At 65.2% G+C, this 17,772-nt stretch carries 13 protein-coding genes and 2 pseudogenes; 12 read left to right on the top strand and 3 right to left on the bottom strand.

The window, feature by feature from the left end; translation table 11 throughout:
* The first annotated feature begins 280 nt into the window (after positions 1-280).
* The 8 genes and pseudogenes from ACVIIV_RS35165 (at position 281) to ACVIIV_RS35130 (ending at position 11,663) form a co-directional block, all read left to right on the top strand.
* Entirely contained in the window at positions 281-3,418 is a 3,138-nt protein-coding gene (locus tag ACVIIV_RS35165) for an efflux RND transporter permease subunit (protein WP_456748282.1), read from the top strand.
* 34 nt (positions 3,419-3,452) lie between these two features.
* The gene (locus ACVIIV_RS35160) at positions 3,453-4,052 is read left to right on the top strand and encodes a TetR/AcrR family transcriptional regulator (RefSeq protein WP_456748281.1); all 600 of its coding nucleotides are present in this window, start codon (positions 3,453-3,455) and stop codon (positions 4,050-4,052) included.
* Between the two features lie 178 nt (positions 4,053-4,230).
* A pseudogene (locus ACVIIV_RS35155) lies at positions 4,231-4,855 on the top strand (flavin reductase family protein).
* A 308-nt stretch (positions 4,856-5,163) separates the two neighbouring features.
* Positions 5,164-7,431, top strand: a complete 2,268-nt coding sequence (locus ACVIIV_RS35150) for an acyl-CoA dehydrogenase (protein ID WP_456748280.1) — start codon at positions 5,164-5,166, stop codon at positions 7,429-7,431.
* Complete coding sequence (locus ACVIIV_RS35145) at positions 7,431-8,714, top strand: acetyl-CoA C-acetyltransferase (protein ID WP_456748279.1); 1,284 nt, start codon at positions 7,431-7,433, stop codon at positions 8,712-8,714. The genes ACVIIV_RS35150 and ACVIIV_RS35145 overlap by 1 nt, the downstream gene beginning before the upstream one ends.
* 2 nt (positions 8,715-8,716) lie before the next feature.
* Positions 8,717-10,814 (top strand): annotated as a pseudogene (locus tag ACVIIV_RS35140) (3-hydroxyacyl-CoA dehydrogenase NAD-binding domain-containing protein).
* A 21-nt stretch (positions 10,815-10,835) separates the two neighbouring features.
* Positions 10,836-11,246, top strand: a complete 411-nt coding sequence (locus ACVIIV_RS35135) for an acyl-CoA thioesterase (protein ID WP_027577195.1) — start codon at positions 10,836-10,838, stop codon at positions 11,244-11,246.
* 225 nt (positions 11,247-11,471) lie between these two features.
* Complete coding sequence (locus ACVIIV_RS35130; protein ID WP_036013862.1) at positions 11,472-11,663, top strand: hypothetical protein; 192 nt, start codon at positions 11,472-11,474, stop codon at positions 11,661-11,663.
* 292 nt (positions 11,664-11,955) lie between these two features.
* Here the strand turns inward: ACVIIV_RS35130 and ACVIIV_RS35125 are convergent, their stop codons facing one another.
* Positions 11,956-12,408 (bottom strand): nuclear transport factor 2 family protein, encoded by a 453-nt coding sequence (locus tag ACVIIV_RS35125; RefSeq protein ID WP_456748278.1) that lies wholly within the window; start codon positions 12,406-12,408, stop codon positions 11,956-11,958.
* A 154-nt stretch (positions 12,409-12,562) separates the two neighbouring features.
* Here ACVIIV_RS35125 and ACVIIV_RS35120 point away from each other — a divergent pair, with 154 nt between their 5' ends.
* Both ACVIIV_RS35120 and ACVIIV_RS35115 read left to right on the top strand, forming a co-directional pair.
* The gene (locus ACVIIV_RS35120; protein WP_456748277.1) at positions 12,563-13,249 is read left to right on the top strand and encodes an HAD family hydrolase; all 687 of its coding nucleotides are present in this window, start codon (positions 12,563-12,565) and stop codon (positions 13,247-13,249) included.
* A gap of 107 nt (positions 13,250-13,356) precedes the next feature.
* Entirely contained in the window at positions 13,357-14,202 is an 846-nt protein-coding gene (locus ACVIIV_RS35115) for a DeoR/GlpR family DNA-binding transcription regulator (RefSeq protein WP_035699976.1), read from the top strand.
* A gap of 3 nt (positions 14,203-14,205) precedes the next feature.
* On the opposite strand, the gene ACVIIV_RS35110 is transcribed toward ACVIIV_RS35115, so the two are convergent.
* Positions 14,206-14,631, bottom strand: coding sequence for a PIN domain-containing protein (locus ACVIIV_RS35110; protein WP_456748276.1), 426 nt, complete (start codon positions 14,629-14,631; stop codon positions 14,206-14,208).
* Positions 14,628-14,912 (bottom strand): type II toxin-antitoxin system Phd/YefM family antitoxin, encoded by a 285-nt coding sequence (locus tag ACVIIV_RS35105; RefSeq protein ID WP_456748275.1) that lies wholly within the window; start codon positions 14,910-14,912, stop codon positions 14,628-14,630. The genes ACVIIV_RS35110 and ACVIIV_RS35105 overlap by 4 nt, the downstream gene beginning before the upstream one ends.
* A gap of 233 nt (positions 14,913-15,145) precedes the next feature.
* On the opposite strand from ACVIIV_RS35105, the gene glpD reads away from it, so the two are divergent.
* Together glpD and ACVIIV_RS35095 are read left to right on the top strand one after the other, a co-directional pair.
* Complete coding sequence (glpD, locus tag ACVIIV_RS35100) at positions 15,146-16,696, top strand: glycerol-3-phosphate dehydrogenase (protein ID WP_456748274.1); 1,551 nt, start codon at positions 15,146-15,148, stop codon at positions 16,694-16,696.
* The gene (locus tag ACVIIV_RS35095) at positions 16,693-17,769 is read left to right on the top strand and encodes an ABC transporter ATP-binding protein (RefSeq protein ID WP_456748273.1); all 1,077 of its coding nucleotides are present in this window, start codon (positions 16,693-16,695) and stop codon (positions 17,767-17,769) included. The genes glpD and ACVIIV_RS35095 overlap by 4 nt, the downstream gene beginning before the upstream one ends.
* Positions 17,770-17,772: the final 3 nt, after the last annotated feature.

Genomic DNA, 17,772 nt, shown 5'->3' with positions numbered 1-17,772 from the left:
CTGTCATTCCGGGATGGTCCGAAGGACCAGACCACAGGTGCGCAATTGCGCACCGGGGAATCTCGAGATTCCGGGTTCGCCCTGCGGTCGCCCCGGAATGACGAAGAAAGTGAGTTACGTCGTGTGAGGTGAGTTTCGGCCCTTGTCCCTAAGCAAAGGCTGAAGCGGCGAAGCGATCCAGAACCTGCCCAGCCCCCTGGATTGCTTCGCTGCCTCGCGACGACGGTTTGAACAGAGCGGCTGTCGTTGTTTGCAACTGGATCGTCTTTCGGAGAGTGCGATGAAGCGCTTCAACCTTTCGGCCTGGGCGGTCAGCCATCCGACGCTGGTGCTCTTCCTGATGATCATCCTCGGCGTCGCCGGCTTCTTCTCCTATGAGAAGCTCGGTCGCGCCGAGGACCCGTTCTTCACAGTCAAGACGGTGAACGTTTCCGTCATGTGGCCGGGTGCGACGTCGCAGGAGATGCAGGCGCAGGTCGCCGATCCCATCGAGAAGAAGATCCAGGAGCTGCCCTACTTCGAGAAGGTGCAGACCTATTCCAAGCCCGGCTTCGCCGCACTCCAGGTGACCTTCCGCGACAACACGCCGCCGAAGGACGTGCCCTACCTCTTCTATCTGCTGCGCAAGAAGCTGGTCGACGTGCAGGGCCAGCTGCCGTCCGGCATCCTCGGGCCCGTCGTCAACGACGAGTTCTCCGACGTCGATTCCATCCTCTACATGATGACCGGCGACGGCGCCGATTATGCCCAGCTCAAGAAGGTCTCGGAAGGATTCCGTCAGCGCCTGTTGAAGGTGCCTGGTGTGACCAAGGTCGACGTCTACGGCAATCAGGATGAGCGCATCTTCGTCGAGTTCAGTCATGCCAAGCTCGCCACGCTCGGCATCACGCCGCAGGCGCTGTTCGATTCCCTTGCCAAGCAGAACAACGTGACCCCGGCCGGCACGGTCGAGACTTCCTCGCAGCGCGTGCCGCTGCGCGTCACCGGCGCGCTCGACGGGGCCAAGGCCGTCGCTGAGACCCCGGTCGAGAGCAACGGCCGCGTCTTCCGTCTCGGCGACATCGCCACCGTCACCCATGGCTTTGTCGATCCGCCGAGCTTCGTCGTCCGTCAGGAAGGCAAGCCCGCGATCGGCATCGGCGTCGTCACCGCCAAGGGCGCCAACATCCTCGATCTCGGCAAGGAGGTCGAGAAGGCAACCGCCGAGTTCATGAAGGCCGTGCCGCAGGGGATCGACGTCAAGCTGATCGCCGACCAGCCCAAGGTGGTCGAGCATGCCGTCGGCGAGTTCGTGCACTCCTTCATGGAAGCGCTCGTCATCGTGCTGTTCGTCTCGTTCCTGGCGCTCGGCTGGCGCACCGGCATCGTGGTCGCGCTGTCGGTGCCCTTGGTGCTCGGCATCGTCTTCATCGTCATGAACACGATGTCGCTCGACCTGCACCGCATCACGCTCGGCGCGCTGATCATCGCGCTCGGCCTGCTCGTCGACGACGCCATCATCGCGGTCGAGATGATGGTGGTGAAGATGGAGCAGGGCTGGGACCGCATGCGCGCGGCGTCCTTTGCCTGGGAATCAACTGCGTTTCCGATGCTCACGGGAACGCTGGTCACGGCCGCTGGCTTCCTCCCCATCGGCTTTGCCAATTCCGCGGTCGGCGAATATGCCGGCAGCATCTTCTGGATCGTGGCGATCGCGCTGGTCGCCTCCTGGTTCGTGGCGGTGATCTTCACGCCCTATATCGGCGTCAAGCTGCTGCCGGAGATGAAGGCGCACCACAATCACGATCCGCACGCGGTCTACGAGACCCGCATGTACCGCGGCCTGCGCGCCATCGTGCAATGGTGCGTCAACCACCGCATCACCGTGGTGGTTGCGACCGTCGGCGTCTTCGCCGCCTCGATCGTCGGCTTCGGCCATGTCCAGCAGCAGTTCTTCCCGCTCTCGGAGCGGCCGGAGCTGTTCCTGCAGCTGCGCCTGCCCGAAGGCACCGCCTTCAACGTCACCGAGAAGGCGGTGAAGAAGGCCGAGACGCTGCTGAAGGATGACAAGGACATCGAGACCTATACCTCCTATGTCGGCCAGGGCTCGCCGCGCTTCTGGCTCGGCCTCAACCCGCAGCTGCCGAACGAGGCCTTCGCCGAGATCGTCATCGTCGCCAAGGGCGTCGAGGCGCGCGAGCGCATCAAGGCCAAGATCGAGAACGCGGCTGCCGACGGCTTCCTCACCGAGGCGCGCGTGCGCGTCGACCGCTTCAACTTCGGTCCGCCGGTCGGCTTCCCCGTCCAGTTCCGCGTGATCGGCCCCGACGCCAACAAGGTGCGCGAGATCGCCTACCAGGTTCGCGACGTCATGCGCCAGAACAAGAGCGTCAAGGACGTCCAGCTCGACTGGAACGAGCAGTCGCCCTATCTCAAGCTCGTCGTCGACCAGGACCGCGCCCGTGCCATGGGCCTGACGCCACAGGACGTCTCGCAGGCGCTCGCGATGCTGATCTCGGGTTCGCAGGTCACCACCGTGCGCGACGGCATCGAGAAGGTCGGCGTGGTCGCCCGTGCGATCCCGTCCGAACGCCTCGACCTCGGCGGCGTCGGTGATCTCACCATCACCTCGCGCAATGGGGTGGCCGTGCCGCTGCAGCAGATCGCCAAGATCGAGTATGCCCATGAGGAGCCGATCATGTGGCGGCGCAACCGCGACATGGCGATCACCGTGCGCTCCGACGTCGTCGACGGCGTGCAGGCGCCCGACGTCACGGGCCAGATCACGCCGAAGCTGAAGGCGATCAAGGACCACCTCGAGCCGGCCTACCGCATCGAGGCAGGTGGCGCGTTCGAGGAATCGGCCAAGGGCAACGCTTCGATCTTCATCCTCTTCCCGGTGATGGTCATGGTGATGCTGACGCTGCTGATGATCCAGCTGCAGAGCTTCTCGCGCCTGATCCTGGTGTTCCTGACCGCGCCGCTCGGTATCGTCGGCGCCTCGCTCGGCCTCAACGTCGCCAATGCCCCGTTCGGCTTCGTGGCCCTGCTCGGCCTGATCGCCCTCGCCGGCATGATCATGCGCAATACCGTCATCCTGGTCGACCAGATCGAGACCGACGTTTCTCATGGTTTGACTCGCCGAGAGGCGATCGTGGAGGCGACCGTCCGCCGTGCCCGACCGGTGGTGCTGACGGCGCTCGCTGCCATTCTCGCCATGATCCCGCTGTCGCGCTCGGCCTTCTGGGGCCCGATGGCGATCACCATCATGGGCGGCCTGTTCGTTGCGACCTTCCTGACGCTTCTGTATCTGCCGGGTCTTTACGCCTTGTGGTTCAGGAAGAGCCTGGACGAGGCCGGCACCGTCGAGCAGCCTGCCGCGCCGCAGCATGGGAGCGATGACCAGCACGCAATTCCGCTTGCTGAAGCGGCTGAATAAGTGAGATGAAGTACTGACGAACGAGTCCTGACAGATGACACTGGTTGCGGAACATATCGAAGGCGACACCCGGGATCGTATCCTCGAGGTGGCCGAGCGGCTGTTCCGCCAGATCGGCTACCAGAAGACCACGGTCGGCGACATCGCCAAGGAGCTCCGGATGAGCCCCGCCAACGTGTATCGCTTCTTCGAATCGAAGAAGGCGATCCACCAGGCGGTGGCGCGGAGCCTGATGGGCGAGGTCGAACTTGAGGCCCAGCGGATCGTGGCGAAGCCCGGTCCGGTCAAGGAGCGCTTCCGCGAGCTGCTCACCACCATCCACCGCATGAACACCGAGCGCTATGTCGGCGACAACAAGCTGCACGAGATGGTCGCGATCGCGATGGAGGAGGACTGGGACGTCTGCGTCGCCCATATGGAGTGCATCGCCGGCGTCATCGGCCAGATGATCGCGCAAGGTGTCGCCTCCGGCGAGTTCGAGGCGCCGGACCTGCAACTGGCCTCGCTGTGCGCCTGCACCGCGATGATCCGCTTCTTCCACCCCCAGATGATCGCCCAGTGCGCCACCAAGCCGGGTCCGACCATCGACCAGATGATCGATTTCGTCATCGCGGGTCTGTCGCCGCGCCACTGACGGGCAGGCGGGTTTCCCCTATAAGCAGGCCGACCGCCCCGGGCTGACAGGCTGGTGGCGGCCAAGGACGGATCAACAAACTCTGTCATTGCGAGCGCAGCGAAGCAATCCAGACTGTCTCCGCGGAGGGATTCTGGATTGCTTCGCTGCGCTCGCAATGACGAAAAGGAAGCAGCGCGTGACCGACAAAGACCTTTACTTCTACGAGCCCTCCAAGGGCCACGGCCTCAAGCACGATCCCTTCAACGCCATCATCGCGCCGCGGCCGATCGGCTGGATCTCCTCACGCGACGCCAGGGGCCACGTCAATCTCGCGCCCTACAGCTTCTTCAACGCGTTCTGTTACGTGCCGCCGATCATCGGCTTCTCCTCGACCAACTGGAAGGGACACGGTCGAGAACATGCAGCAGACCGGTGAGTTCGTCTGGAATCTCGCCACGATGGATCTCGCCAAGCACATGAACGCGACCGCCGCGCATGTCGCGCCCGAGGTCGACGAGTTCGAGGTCGCGGGCCTGACCGCCGTGCCCGGCAGGCTGGTCAACGTGCCGCGCGTCGGCGAGAGCCCCGTCGCCTTCGAGTGCAAGGTCTCCGACATCGTCCGCCTCAAGGGCGCCAACGGCAAGGAGGCCGACGCCTGGCTGACGCTGGGCGAGGTCGTCGCCGTCCACATCGACAAGGCCATGATCAAGGACGGCGTCTACCAGACCGCCGCCGCCCGCCCCATCGTCCGGGCCGGCCGCCGCGGCGACTATTTCGAGATCAAGCCGGAAAACATGTTCGAGATGGTGCGGCCGGATTGATCCGGCCTCTCTCCCCGCCGTCATTCCGGGGCGCGCCGTTAGGCGCGAACCCGGAATCCATTCATCGACCCGCGCTGCCGCACGATGGATTCTCAGGTGCGCAATTGCGCACCATAGCTCGCGCTTCGCGCGCCCCGGAATGACAGCAGGACCTCACCCCCATTTCCCCTCCCGGAACTGCCGCCGCACCCTGGCCGTTATGGTCCGGGGCTGATAGGCCGCGTCAATTTTGCAGCCGAACCCTTCGCTTCCGCCAGCCAATTTCCGCTAAAGTGCCCGATAATCCGCGCCGATGCATGAGGTCCGCCATGAGCTTCCGCCGCGACACCCTGACCAAGCCGATCTTCTCCTGGGCGCGCGGCGTGCTGCCGGCGATGTCCGATACCGAGCGCGAGGCGCTGGAGGCGGGCGACGTCTGGTGGGATGCCGATCTCTTCACCGGCAACCCTGATTGGTCGAAGCTGCTGAAGGTCCCGCAGGCGACGCTAACGGACGAGGAACGGGCCTTCCTCAACGGTCCCGTCGACGAGCTCTGCGCCATGCTCGACGAGTGGAAAATCTTCTGGGAATGGCGCGACCTGCCGCAGGACGTCTGGCACTTCGTCAAGCGCGAGAAGTTCTTCGGGATGATCATTCCGAGGGAGTTCGGCGGCCTCGGCTTCTCGCCCTACGCGCATTCGGAAGTGGTGCGCAAGATCTCGACCCGCTCGATCGCCGCGGCCGTCACCGTGATGGTGCCGAACTCGCTCGGCCCGGGCGAGCTCTTGATGCGCTTCGGTACCAGGGAGCAGCAGCAGCGCTGGCTGCCGCGGCTCGCCGACGGCCGCGACATTCCCTGCTTCGGCCTCACCAGCCCCGAGGCCGGCTCCGACGCTGCCTCGATGGTCGACACCGGCATCATCTGCAAGGGCACTTTCGAGGACCGCGAGGTCGTCGGCCTCAGGCTGAACTGGCACAAGCGCTACATCACGCTCGGCCCGGTCGCGACGCTGCTCGGTCTCGCCTTCAAGGCCTATGATCCCGATCATCTCGTCGGCGATCAGGACGAGCTCGGCATCACCGTGGCGCTGATCCCGACCAATCTGCCCGGCGTTGAGATCGGCCAGCGCCATTTGCCGTCGATGCAGGTGTTCCAGAACGGCCCGAACTGGGGCCGCGACGTCTTCATTCCGCTCCACTACGTCATCGGCGGCAAGGAGCGCCTCGGGCAGGGCTGGAAGATGCTGATGACGGCGCTTGCCGCCGGCCGCGGCATCTCGCTGCCGTCGCTCTCTGCTGCGGGCGCCGCCTACGCGGCGCGCACCACAGGTAGCTATGCCCGCATCCGCGAGCAGTTCGGCATCTCCATCTCCAAGTTCGAAGGCGTCGAGGAGCCGCTCGCGCGCATTGTCGCCACTGCTTACCAACTCGATGCCGCACGCCGGCTCACTTGCGCGGCGCTGAATGCCGGCGTCCATCCCGCCGTCATCTCCGGCATCATGAAGCTGCACGCGACCGAGCGGATGCGGGTCGCGATCGACGACGCCATGGACATCCATGGCGGCAAGGCCGTGATCGACGGTCCGCAAAACTATCTGGGCAATCTGCACCGTGCCGTCCCGGTCGGCATCACGGTCGAGGGCGCCAACATTCTCACCCGCAATCTCATCGTGTTCGGGCAGGGCGCGATCCGCGCGCATCCCTATCTGCTCGACGAGATGAATGCGCTGGCGGACACCGATCGCGAGCGCGGGCTCACCGCGTTCGACACAGCGTTCTGGAAACATGTCGGCCACAGCTTCCGGACCCTGTTCCGCGCCTTCGGCCGCAGTTGGACCTTTGGCGCATTCGCGCCGGCGCCCGATGCCGGCGATGCCACGCCATTTTACCGGCAGCTCTCACGCTACTCCGCGGCCTTTGCGCTCTGCGCCGACCTGGCGCTTCTGACGCTCGGCGGCGCGCTCAAGCGCAAGGAGATGCTGTCGGCCCGGTTCGGCGACATCCTGTCCGAGCTCTATCTGCTTTCGGCCGCGCTGAAGCGCTGGCAGGATGAAGGCCGGCAGAAGGAGGATTTTGCCGCCCTGGAATGGTGCATGGCGACCGGCTTCAAAACCATCGAGAACCGCCTTGCCGAAATCCTCGCCAACCTGCCGAATCGTTTCGTCGCCGGCTTCCTCAAGCTCGTGGTCCAGCCCTTCGGCGCCCGCGTGCTCGGCCCGTCCGATCGCGTCGTGCATCAATGCGCCAGCCTCGTGCTGGAGCCCTCGGCCTCGCGCGAGCGCCTGACGCCGGATTTGGCTCATGTCGATGATGACGGCGGCTTTGCCCGGCTGGAGCGGGCGTTCAAGCTGGTCGCTGGCACGGACGCCATCGCCAAGCGCCTGCGTGCTGCGCATATCCGCGACTGGAAGGACGCGGTCGCCAAGGGTGTGATCACCCAGGCCGAAGGCGAGCAGCTTGCCACTGCCCGCGAAGCCGTCAAGGAGGTGATCGAGGTCGACGATTTTGCGCCGGATGCGCTGTCGCCGATTTACAAGAAAACCGTCAATGTGCATCAGTTCTTCCAGGAACTCGGTGAGCAGAGGGCGGCGAGCTGATGGCACGACCGGTATTCATCGTCGACGGCAGCCGGACGCCGTTCTTGAAGGCCCGTTCTGGGCCGGGTCCGTTCACGCCAGTCGATCTCGCCGTGCAGTGCGGACGGCCGCTCTTGGCGCGGCAGCCGTTCGCTCCCGATGAGTTCGACCAAGTCATCCTCGGTTGCGTCAACGTGATCGCGGACGAGATGAATCCGGCCCGCGTCGCCGCGCTCCGGCTCGGCATGGGCGAGGACATGGTCGCCTTCACCGTGCAGATCAATTGTGGCTCCGGGATGCAGTCGATCGACACCGCCTACCGCTACATCCGCGAAGGCCATGCCGACATGATCCTCGCCGGCGGCACCGAGGCGCTCAGCCACGCGCCGCTGGTCTGGCCCAATTCCGGCGTGCGCTGGTTCGCCGGGCTCGCCACCGCCAAGGGCGTGGCCGCGAAGCTCGCCGCTGCGTTCAAGCTGCGCCCGCGCTATCTCAAGCCGATCATCGGCCTCGAGCGCGGGCTGACCGATCCGGTCACTGATCTGAACATGGGCCAGACCGCCGAGGTCGTCGGCCATCTCTTCGGCATCACGCGCGCACAGTCGGACGCCTATGCGGCCGAGAGCCACCGCCGGCTCGCGCATGCACAAGGCGCGGGTTTTCTCAAGGGCGAGGTGGAGACCGCGTTTTCACGCGATGGCAAGTTCTTCGACCATGACGACGGCGTGCGGCCGGACTCGACGGCCGAGTCTCTCGCAAAACTGAGGCCGGTGTTCGAGCGTCCCTGGGGCCAGGTCACGGCGGGCAATTCCTCGCAGATCACCGACGGCGCCTCCTGGGTGATCCTCGCCTCCGACGACGCAGTGGCAAAGCACAGACTTACGCCGAAGGCTGCGATCGTCGACAGCCATTGGGCCGCGCTCGATCCAAGCGTCATGGGGCTCGGCCCGGTGATGTCGGTGACGCCGCTGCTCCAGCGCAACGACCTCACCATCAAGGATGTCGAGACCTGGGAGCTGAACGAGGCCTTCGCGACGCAAGTGCTCGGCTGCCTCGCCGCCTGGAACGACGACAAGTTCTGCCGCGAAATATTGCGGCTCGACGGCGCGGCCGGCGAGATCGACCGCGAGCGGCTGAACGTCGACGGCGGTGCGATCTCGCTCGGCCATCCGGTCGGCACCTCCGGTAACCGCATCGTGCTGCACCTCGTCAACGCGATGAAGCGGCTCGGCACGCGGCGCGGCGTCGCCACCGAATGCATCGGCGGCGGACTCGGTGGCGCCATGCTGATCGAGGCGGTGTGACTATGGATTCGAAGATCATGACCGCGCTCGGCGATCGCGTTCTCACGCTCGGGCCGCAACCGGCGCCAGACAGCCCCTACAAGCACTTCAAGCTGACGCGCGATGCCGATGGCGTTGCCTGGCTGCTGTTTGATCGCACTGATGCGAGCGCCAACACGCTGTCCTCCGACGTGATGGAGGAGTTCGATGCAGTGCTTGCGGCAATCGAGACCGAGCGTCCCGCCGGGCTCGTGATCCGCTCGGCAAAGCCCTCCGGCTTCATTGCGGGCGCCGACGTCAACGAATTCCGCGGTGCGTCTGATCCCGACATGGTGGAGACGCGCATCCGCGCCGCGCATGCGGTGGTCGACCATCTGGAAGCCTTGAGGCTGCCGACGGTCGCGGTCATCCATGGCTTCTGCCTCGGCGGCGGGCTCGAGGTGGCGCTGGCCTGCCAGGCGCGCATCGCCATCGACGGTGCGCGATTCGGCTTCCCGGAGGTGATGCTCGGCCTGCATCCCGGCCTCGGTGGCACGGCGCGGTTCACCGCGCTGGTCAATCCGACCCAGTCGATGGCGCTGATGCTGACCGGCCGTACCATCGACGCGCGCCGCGCCAAGGCGCTCGGCCTCGTCGACACCGTCACGCAGGAGCGGCACGTCCAGGGCGCGGTGAAGGATGCGCTGTTCGGCCGTCTGAAGCGGGCCAAGCCCGGCCTGCTCACGCGCGCCGCCAATCTCGGCCCGGTGCGTGGCCTGCTGGCCAAGCGCATGCGCGCGGAGGCGGCGAAGGCTGCATCGCGCGAGCACTATCCCGCGCCTTACGCGCTGATCGATCTCTGGGAGGCCCATGGCGGCAGCAAGGCCGCGATGCTGAAGGCGGAGCAGGCCTCGTTCGCCAGGCTGATGGTGACGCCGACCGCGCAGAATTTGATCCGCGTCTTCTTCCTGCGTGAGCAGATGAAGAAGGCGGCAGGCTCCGGCAGCACGGTGAAACATGTCCACGTCATCGGTGCCGGCGCCATGGGCGGCGACATCGCGGCCTGGTGTGCGGGGCAGGGGCTGCGCGTCTCGCTCGCCGACATGAAGGCGGAGCCGATCGCGGGCGCGGTCAAGCGCGCCGCCGAGCTCTACGGCAAGATCATCCGCAAGCCCACGGACGTGCGCGACGCGCTCGATCGCCTCATCCCCGACATGGACGGCGAGGGCGTACGCAACGCCGATCTCATCATCGAAGCGGTGCCGGAAAAGCTCGAGCTGAAACAGAAGGTTTATGCCAGCCTCGAGCCGCGGATGAAGCCGGGCGCGATCCTCGCGACCAATACATCGAGCATTCCGCTTCAAGACTTGCGCACCACGCTGGCGCGGGCGGAGCGGCTGGTCGGTTTGCATTTCTTCAATCCGGTGTCGCGGCTGCAGCTGGTTGAGGTCGTCAGCCATGACGGCAACGATCCGCAGGTTCTGAAAGAGGCGCTCGCCTTCGTCGGCGCGATCGACCGTCTGCCGCTCGCCGTGAAGAGCTCACCCGGCTTTCTCGTTAACCGCGCGCTGACGCCGTACATGCTCGAAGCGATGGTGATGCTGGACGAAAAGATCGATCAGCGACTGATTGACTCCGCGGCCGAGCAGTTCGGCATGCCGATGGGACCGATCGAGCTTGCCGATCAGGTCGGGCTCGACATCTGCCTCGACGTCGGCGACATGCTGCGCACCAAGTTCGGCGATCTCTTGCCGCCGACGCCGGCCCTGGCTGCGCGAGAAGGTCGCCAAGGGCGAGCTCGGCCGCAAGACCGGCAAGGGCTTCTACACCTGGAAGGACGGCAAGGCGGAGAAGGCACGGCTTCCAGAGACCGGCCCGCGCGTCACCGACCAGATGATCGACCGCCTGGTGCTGCCGATGTCCAACGTCTGCGTCGCGGCGCTTCGTGAGGGCATCGTCGACGACGCGGATGCGGTCGACGGCGCCATGATCTTCGGCACCGGTTATGCACCGTTCCGCGGCGGTCCGCTGAACTATGCGCGCACGCGCGGCGTGGAAAACATTGTATCCACCCTGCGTGGGCTGGCGGAACGATTCGGCGAGCGCTTCGCGCCCGATCCGGGCTGGGACAATTTCAAGTGAGCAATCTCAAGTGAGAGAGGCATGAACGAGCAAGCCACGACCGGGCCGAGCGGCGATCTCTGCATCCGCACGCTGGCGATGCCGGCGGACACCAACGCCAACGGCGACATCTTCGGCGGCTGGCTGCTGAGCCAGATGGACGTCGGCGGCGGCGTGTTTGCCTCGAAGGTCGCAAGGTCGCGCACCGTGACGGTCGCGATCGAGGCGATGAATTTCCGCAAAGCGGTCTATGTCGGCGATCTCGTCTCGGTCTATGCCAATCTCGTGCGCGTCGGGCGGACCTCGCTGACCGTGCATCTCGAGGCCTGGGCATTGCGGCGCAAGGAGCTGCATCCGTTCCTCGTCACCGACGGCCATTTCACCTACGTCTCGATCGACGATCACGGCCGTCCGCAGGCGATCCAGCGAAACGATCCGCCGATCGCGACGTAGTCACGCGCGACGCTCTGCCTCATCTCACGAAGACGCAGCAAGGGCCGCCAAACGCGGCGCCAGTGCGTCGTGCTCGTCGCGGCTTCGCCAAGAACCAGTCATAAAACGGATGAGGTCCCGGCGTACTCAATTGCGTGTCGATTCGGGGTGGAAACGGCCTCAAATGCCTGAGGAACCTTTGGGCAGGAGCACCGTTATTTGCCCGCACTGAGGAATCCACGGACCATGCCGGACAGCTACATCATCGAAGTCGATTCGCAGACCGCAGGTATCGTCGTTCGTTCTTCTGGAGGCTACTGCTTCTTCGCCTCATCCCACCGATTCAACCGTCTCGAAGGCCAGCTCTTCCGCAATGCGCGCGAAGCCGAGCGCGCAGCGCGCAGGCTGGTGAACGGCGATGTGAAGGAGGCGGCGTAACTGCCTGCCGCCGGTGAATTTGACGCGCGAAGCGTGGTCGGAATTTTTTGCCGAGCGCACCGCTGTCGTTTCCTTCTCCCCTTGCGGGAGAAGGTGGCATAGGCCGCCTCCGGCGGCCGTGCCTTAAGAGAACGTCGAAGCAAAGCTTCGGCTATGGCGCCGGATGAGGGGTTGTCTCTGCAAACGCAGAAGTGAGAGGTTCGCTTCGCGGATAGAGACCCCTCACCCGTCTCGCCGCTGTGGCGGCGAACCACCCTCTCCCGCAAGGGGGGGGGGAGGGGTAACATCGCCATCACAGCTTCGTCGCTGCCCGCGACAAGAGCTTCCACTCGTCGCCCTGCTTCTGCCAGTTCATCAGGATGTGAAGGTTGGTCGATACTTTCTTCCCATCGGCCGCCATCTCCTGCTCGCCCAGCCAGTGGAAGCGCACGATCGCTGCAGGGCCGACGACCTTGATGGTGGGGTCCTTGTATTCGATCGACAGGAATTTCGATTTGCCGTCGGTGGCGTTGGCGATGAAGGCCGCCTTGTCCTCGACCTTGCCGCTGGAATGGCTGTAGCTCAGATCGTCCCAGCACAGCGCGCCGAGCGCCTTCGGGTCGGCCGCGATCTGGGCGAGGCGGAAGGCCTCGACCTTCTTCGCCACGGCGTCCTCGTCTGCTGAAGCGGCCAACGCCGATGTGGTGAGAGCGAGTGCGGAGACCGCGAGAGTCGAGAGAGCCAGATCGCGTCGGTTGATCGTCATCGTTTCCTCCTTTTTGATCTTGCACCGAGTGTTGCAGCCGCGCGCGATTTTGTCGAGTGTCACGTCGCGGTCATGTCGATGCGTCATTGCACGATCGCGACCGTATTGATACGTCTTCCGCATCGATGAGTCGCGCATTTGGGAAAGTACGGAAATGATCGAGGCCAGCTACGATGCGATGGGCAGGGCGTTGTTGTTCGACATCGACGGCACGCTCGCCGACACCGATCCGTTGCACTTGAAGGCTTTCAACCAGGTGCTCGGCCCGCACGGCCATGTCTTCGATCACGCGCGCTTCTCCCGGGAGCTGCAGGGCTTCGCCAATGTCGCGATCGGTGAGCGCTTTCTGCCCGATGAGGCGCCGGAGCGTCGCGCCGCGATCCTCGACGAGAAGGAGGAGGTCTTCCGCACGCTGGTGGCCGGGCAGATCGCACCTCTGCCGGGCCTGATGGCGCTGCTCGACCGGGCCGATAGCGCCGGCATCCCCATGGTCGCCGTGACCAATGCGCCGCGTCTCAACGCCGAGCTGCTGCTCTCCGGCCTCGGCATCACGCATCGCTTCAGGGCGCTCGTGATCGGCGCCGAGCTGCCGCACGGCAAGCCGCATCCGCTGCCCTATCAGGAGGGGCTGCGTTTCGTCGGCGCGCGGCCGGAAACCTCGATCGCATTCGAGGACTCCCGCACCGGCGTGCAATCGGCCACGGCGGCCGGAATTCCGACCGTCGGCATCCGCACCAGCCTCAGCCATGCTGACCTGGTTGCATCAGGCGCGGTCACGTCCGCCAGCGCCTTCGACGATCCCGCGTTGCTCGCGCGTCTTGCGAGCGTCATGACTTGGTAAGAAATGGCGTGGTGAGGCCCCTTCATCCGTTAACCGTGATCGGCGCGCGCATTGACCGACGGCGCGAACCGCCGCACCATGTATCATCCTGATTTGAGGCCGTTGCCGTGACCGGATTGACCCATCGCCAAGCCGAAATCCTCAACATCGCGCGCGCTTCCGGCCGCGTCATGGTGGAGGAGCTTGCGCGCCGCTTCGAGGTGTCCGCGCAGACCATCCGCAAGGATCTCAACGATCTCTGCGAGCGGAGATCGCTGACCCGCATCCATGGCGGCGCCATCATCGCCTCGGGCGTCGAAAATCTCGCCTATGAGGCGCGCCGTTTCGTCGCCGCCGACGAGAAGAAGGCGATCGGGGCCGCGGCCGCTTCGCTGATCCCGAACGGCTGCTCGCTCTTCATCAACATCGGCACCACGACGGAGGAGGTCGCGAGCGCGCTGACCTCGCACGAGGACCTCCTCGTCATCACCAACAACCTCAATGTCGCGATGCTGCTTTACCGTCATCCTCGCATCGAGGTCGTGGTCGCCGGCGGCACGGTGCGCCGCGCCGACGGCGCGGTGGTCGGCTCGACCGCGACGCAGTTGATCGGCCAGTTCAAGGTCGACTACGCCATCATCGGGGCGTCCGCGATCGACGAGGAGGGCGCGCTGCTCGACTTCGACTATCGCGAGGTGCAGGTGGCGCAGGCCATCATCGCCAATGCCCGCAGCGTCATGCTGGTCGCCGATTCCACAAAACTTCGGCGCAGCGCGCCGGTGCGCATCGCCCACATCACCCAGATACAGACCTTCGTCACCGACCAGGAGCTGCCCGAGCGCCTCGCCACCATCTGCCACAGCAAGGGCATCGAGGTGGTCGAGGCGCTGCCGAAGGGCGCGGACATCGACGATGCGCCGGCCGATGCCCAGGATGCGGCACCGGAAGCCGCGCCGGTGGTGCGGTTGAGATAGGCTTTATACGTCGTCCCACGGATTGAGCAGCGGGACGCCGAACGCCGCAAAATCCTTCACATTGCGCGTGACGAGCGTGAGGTTGTTCGCGAGCGCGGTCGCCGCAAAGAAGCCGTCCATGACGGACAGCGCAACGCCGCTTCTGCGGCTCTGAGCCATCAGGTCGCCCCAGTGCTCCGCCGCGGCGTGGTCGATCGGCAGGACGCGTTCGGCAAACCGCGCAGGCAGATCGTGGGCAAGCCAGGCGGCCAGCGCGGTGCGCCGGCGGCCGTCCTCGAGCAATGCGATGCCGCGGCGAAGCTCGGCGATCGAGGCGACGCTGATGAACGCGCGATCCTCATCTATCGTATCCAGCCACGCCAGAACTTTCGGCGAAGGCGCGGGCCGCTGAATCTCCGAGAGCACGTTGGTGTCAAGCAACAGGTTCACGGCATTTCGTCGCGTGGTGCGTCGTGCACGCGCTCAAGGTCGAGGTCGGCGCCGCGCAGCGGCGATGCCAACAGGAATTCGGCCAAGGTGCCTTTGCGCGCAGTCTTGCGCGCCCATTCCTCGGCGGAGACGACAACCGCATTGGGTTTGCCGTGCCGGGTGATCACCTGCGGGCCGGCTTGAGCGCGGTCGATCACCTCGGACAGTCGTGCCTTGGCGTTGGCAAGCGTCCAAGTGTCATCAGTCGGAAGCGTGTCGGGGGCAGTGTTGCGATCGGCCATGCGAGCTAGAACCAGTATGACTACTATGACTATAATTTTGCGTAGCCGTCCATTCAAGGGGATGCTGCTGCATCTCGAAGCGCCGCCCAAGCTGCTCATTTCTCATCCAAGTGCTCCCGAAAAAAGTTCCTCTTTCATTTCCTTTCGCCTGTCTTTCATCTTGCTTTCGTTTTCGAGTGTGATCTAATCAAAAACGAAAGTAGCCGCTCGACGGAACGGGCGGTCGCCGGGGGATGCGTCTGTTGGAGCGTATTTTCGATCTCGCCATCATCGGAGGCGGTGTTAACGGCTGCGGCATCGCGCGTGATGCGGTGGGCCGCGGCAACACGGTTTTCCTGTGCGAAATGAACGATCTGGCGAGCGGGACGTCGTCCTGGTCGACCAAGCTGGTGCATGGCGGTCTGCGCTATCTCGAATATTACGAGTTTCGCCTCGTCCGCGAGGCGCTGATCGAGCGCGAGATTCTCTGGGGCATCGCGCCCCACATCATCCGTCCCCTTCGTTTCGTTTTGCCGCATCACGCCGGACTGCGTCCGGCCTGGCTGCTGCGTCTCGGCCTGTTCCTCTATGATCACATCGGCGGCCGCCACCTGCTGCCGGCGACGCGCTCGGTCGATCTCAAGCGCGATGAGGTAGGCAAGCCGCTGATCCCGAATCGCTACAGCCGCGCCTTTGAGTATTCGGATTGTTTCGTCGACGACGCCCGCCTCGTCGTGCTCAACGCGCGCGATGCCGCCGACAAGGGCGCCGAGATCCGCACCCGCACCCGCGCCACCGAGATCCGCCAGGCTGACGGCGTCTGGACCGTCAGCATGCTCAACACGCTGACCGGCGAGCGCTCGCAGATCCGGGCGCGGGCCCTGGTCAATGCCGGCGGCCCCTGGGTCGAGGACGTGCTCGGCCGCGGCGCCGGCGTCAATGCCAAGGCAAAAGTCCGCCTGGTGCAGGGCTCGCACATCGTCGTGAAAAAACTCTACGATCACGACCGCGCCTACATGTTCCAGAACGCGGACGGCCGCATCATCTTCGTGATCCCGTACCAGGACGATTTCACGCTGATCGGCACCACCGACCGCGACTATGACGGCGATCCCGCCAAGGTGAAGGCGACGGCCGAGGAGATCCAGTATCTCTGCACGGCGGCGAGCGAATATCTGGCCAAGCCCGTGACGCCCAATGAGGTGGTGTGGACCTATTCCGGCGTTCGTCCGCTCTATGACGACGGCGCCAGCGAGGCCAAGGCCGCGACGCGCGACTACGTGTTCGAACTCGATACGCCCGGCGGGGTGCCGCTGCTGTCGATCTATGGCGGCAAGATCACGACCTATCGGAGGCTCGCCGAGGAGGCCCTGGAACGCCTTGCGCCCTATCTTCGCAGCGCGAAAGCGCGCGAGGGCTGGACCGGCAAATGGCCGCTGCCCGGCGGCGACATGGACGTGTCCGACATCGACGGGCTGATCGCCGAGTTCCAGCGCGGCTATCCCTTCCTAAGTCACGAGCATGCAAGGCGGCTCGCGCGCGCCTATGGCACACGGGCGGTCAAGCTGCTCGGCGATGCCAAATCGGCGGCCGATCTCGGCCAGGCTTTCGGTGCGACGCTGACCGAGCGCGAGGTCCGCTATCTCATGGCCAATGAATGGGCCGTTACCGCCGAGGACATCGTCTGGCGCCGTTCCAAGCTCGGCCTGCGACTATCTGCCGACGAGATCGCGGCGCTTGACGACTGGATAAGGACCCACGCCGTGCCGCAAAGTCCCCTGCTGGAAGCAGGAGGCCGCTCATGACCGTGACACTCGATCACGTGACCCGGACCGTCGAGGGCGTCGAGCACATCCGCGACGTCTCCCTGACGCTCGAGAGCGGAACGCTCAACGTGCTGCTCGGTCCGACGCTGTCGGGCAAGACCTCGATCATGCGATTGCTCGCCGGCCTCGACAAGCCGACCACGGGCAAGGTGCTGGTCAATGGCAAGGACGTCACCGGCGCCGACGTGCGCCAGCGCTCCGTCGCGATGGTCTATCAGCAGTTCATCAACTACCCCTCGCTGACGGTCTATGAGAACATCGCCTCGCCCTTGCGCGTGCAGGGCAAGCCGCGCGGCGAGATCGAGGCGCGCGTGGCGGAAGCGGCAAAGCTGCTGCGGCTCGAGCCGTTCCTGAAACGCACGCCGCTCCAGCTTTCCGGCGGCCAGCAGCAGCGCACCGCGATCGCACGCGCGCTGGTCAAGGGCGCCGACCTCGTGCTGCTCGACGAGCCGCTCGCCAATCTCGACTACAAGCTGCGCGAGGAGCTGCGCGCCGAGCTGCCGCGCATCTTCGAGGCCTCGGGCGCGATCTTCGTCTATGCCACCACCGAGCCGACCGAGGCGCTGCTGCTCGGCGGCAACACGGTGTGCATGTGGCAGGGCCAGGCGCTCCAGATGGGCGAGACCTCTAACGTTTACCGCCGCCCGCAGACGCTGCGCGTTGCGCAGGTCTTCTCCGATCCGCCGCTCAATCTCGTCGGCCTCGAGAAGGGGGATGGCATGGTCCAATATGCCGGCGGGAGTGCAGCGCCCGCGTCCGGGCTTTATGCCGATCTGCCCGACGGCTTCTATCGCGTCGGCTTTCGTGCCCATCAGCTCGGGCTCGCCAATGGCGAGGCCGAGCGCCATGCCTTCCATGCCATTGTCACGGTGACGGAGATCACCGGTTCGGAGAGTTTCGTGCATCTGACCCGCGACGGATCGAACTGGGTTGCGGTGCTGCATGGCGTGCACGAGTTCGAGCCGGGCCAGACCATCGATGCCGTGCTCGATCCGAATGATGTCTTCGTCTTCGACGCGGCGGACCGTCTGGTCGCCGCTCCAAGCGCGTGAGGA

Source organism: Bradyrhizobium sp. USDA 4354 (genome assembly GCF_054060315.1).
The sequence above is the reverse complement of the archived record's forward strand: the minus strand, read 5'-3'. Positions and strand labels throughout refer to the sequence as shown.

Coding starts and splice junctions, on each gene's coding strand:
- glpD (WP_456748274.1), top strand. CDS start 15,146: ATGCGTCTGTTGGAGCGTATTTTCGATCTCGCCATCATCGGAGGCGGT.
- ACVIIV_RS35160 (WP_456748281.1), top strand. CDS start 3,453: ATGACACTGGTTGCGGAACATATCGAAGGCGACACCCGGGATCGTATC.
- ACVIIV_RS35120 (WP_456748277.1), top strand. CDS start 12,563: ATGATCGAGGCCAGCTACGATGCGATGGGCAGGGCGTTGTTGTTCGAC.
- ACVIIV_RS35130 (WP_036013862.1), top strand. CDS start 11,472: ATGCCGGACAGCTACATCATCGAAGTCGATTCGCAGACCGCAGGTATC.
- ACVIIV_RS35135 (WP_027577195.1), top strand. CDS start 10,836: ATGAACGAGCAAGCCACGACCGGGCCGAGCGGCGATCTCTGCATCCGC.
- ACVIIV_RS35165 (WP_456748282.1), top strand. CDS start 281: ATGAAGCGCTTCAACCTTTCGGCCTGGGCGGTCAGCCATCCGACGCTG.
- ACVIIV_RS35095 (WP_456748273.1), top strand. CDS start 16,693: ATGACCGTGACACTCGATCACGTGACCCGGACCGTCGAGGGCGTCGAG.
- ACVIIV_RS35145 (WP_456748279.1), top strand. CDS start 7,431: ATGGCACGACCGGTATTCATCGTCGACGGCAGCCGGACGCCGTTCTTG.
- ACVIIV_RS35105 (WP_456748275.1), bottom strand. CDS start 14,912: ATGGCCGATCGCAACACTGCCCCCGACACGCTTCCGACTGATGACACT.
- ACVIIV_RS35150 (WP_456748280.1), top strand. CDS start 5,164: ATGAGCTTCCGCCGCGACACCCTGACCAAGCCGATCTTCTCCTGGGCG.
- ACVIIV_RS35125 (WP_456748278.1), bottom strand. CDS start 12,408: ATGACGATCAACCGACGCGATCTGGCTCTCTCGACTCTCGCGGTCTCC.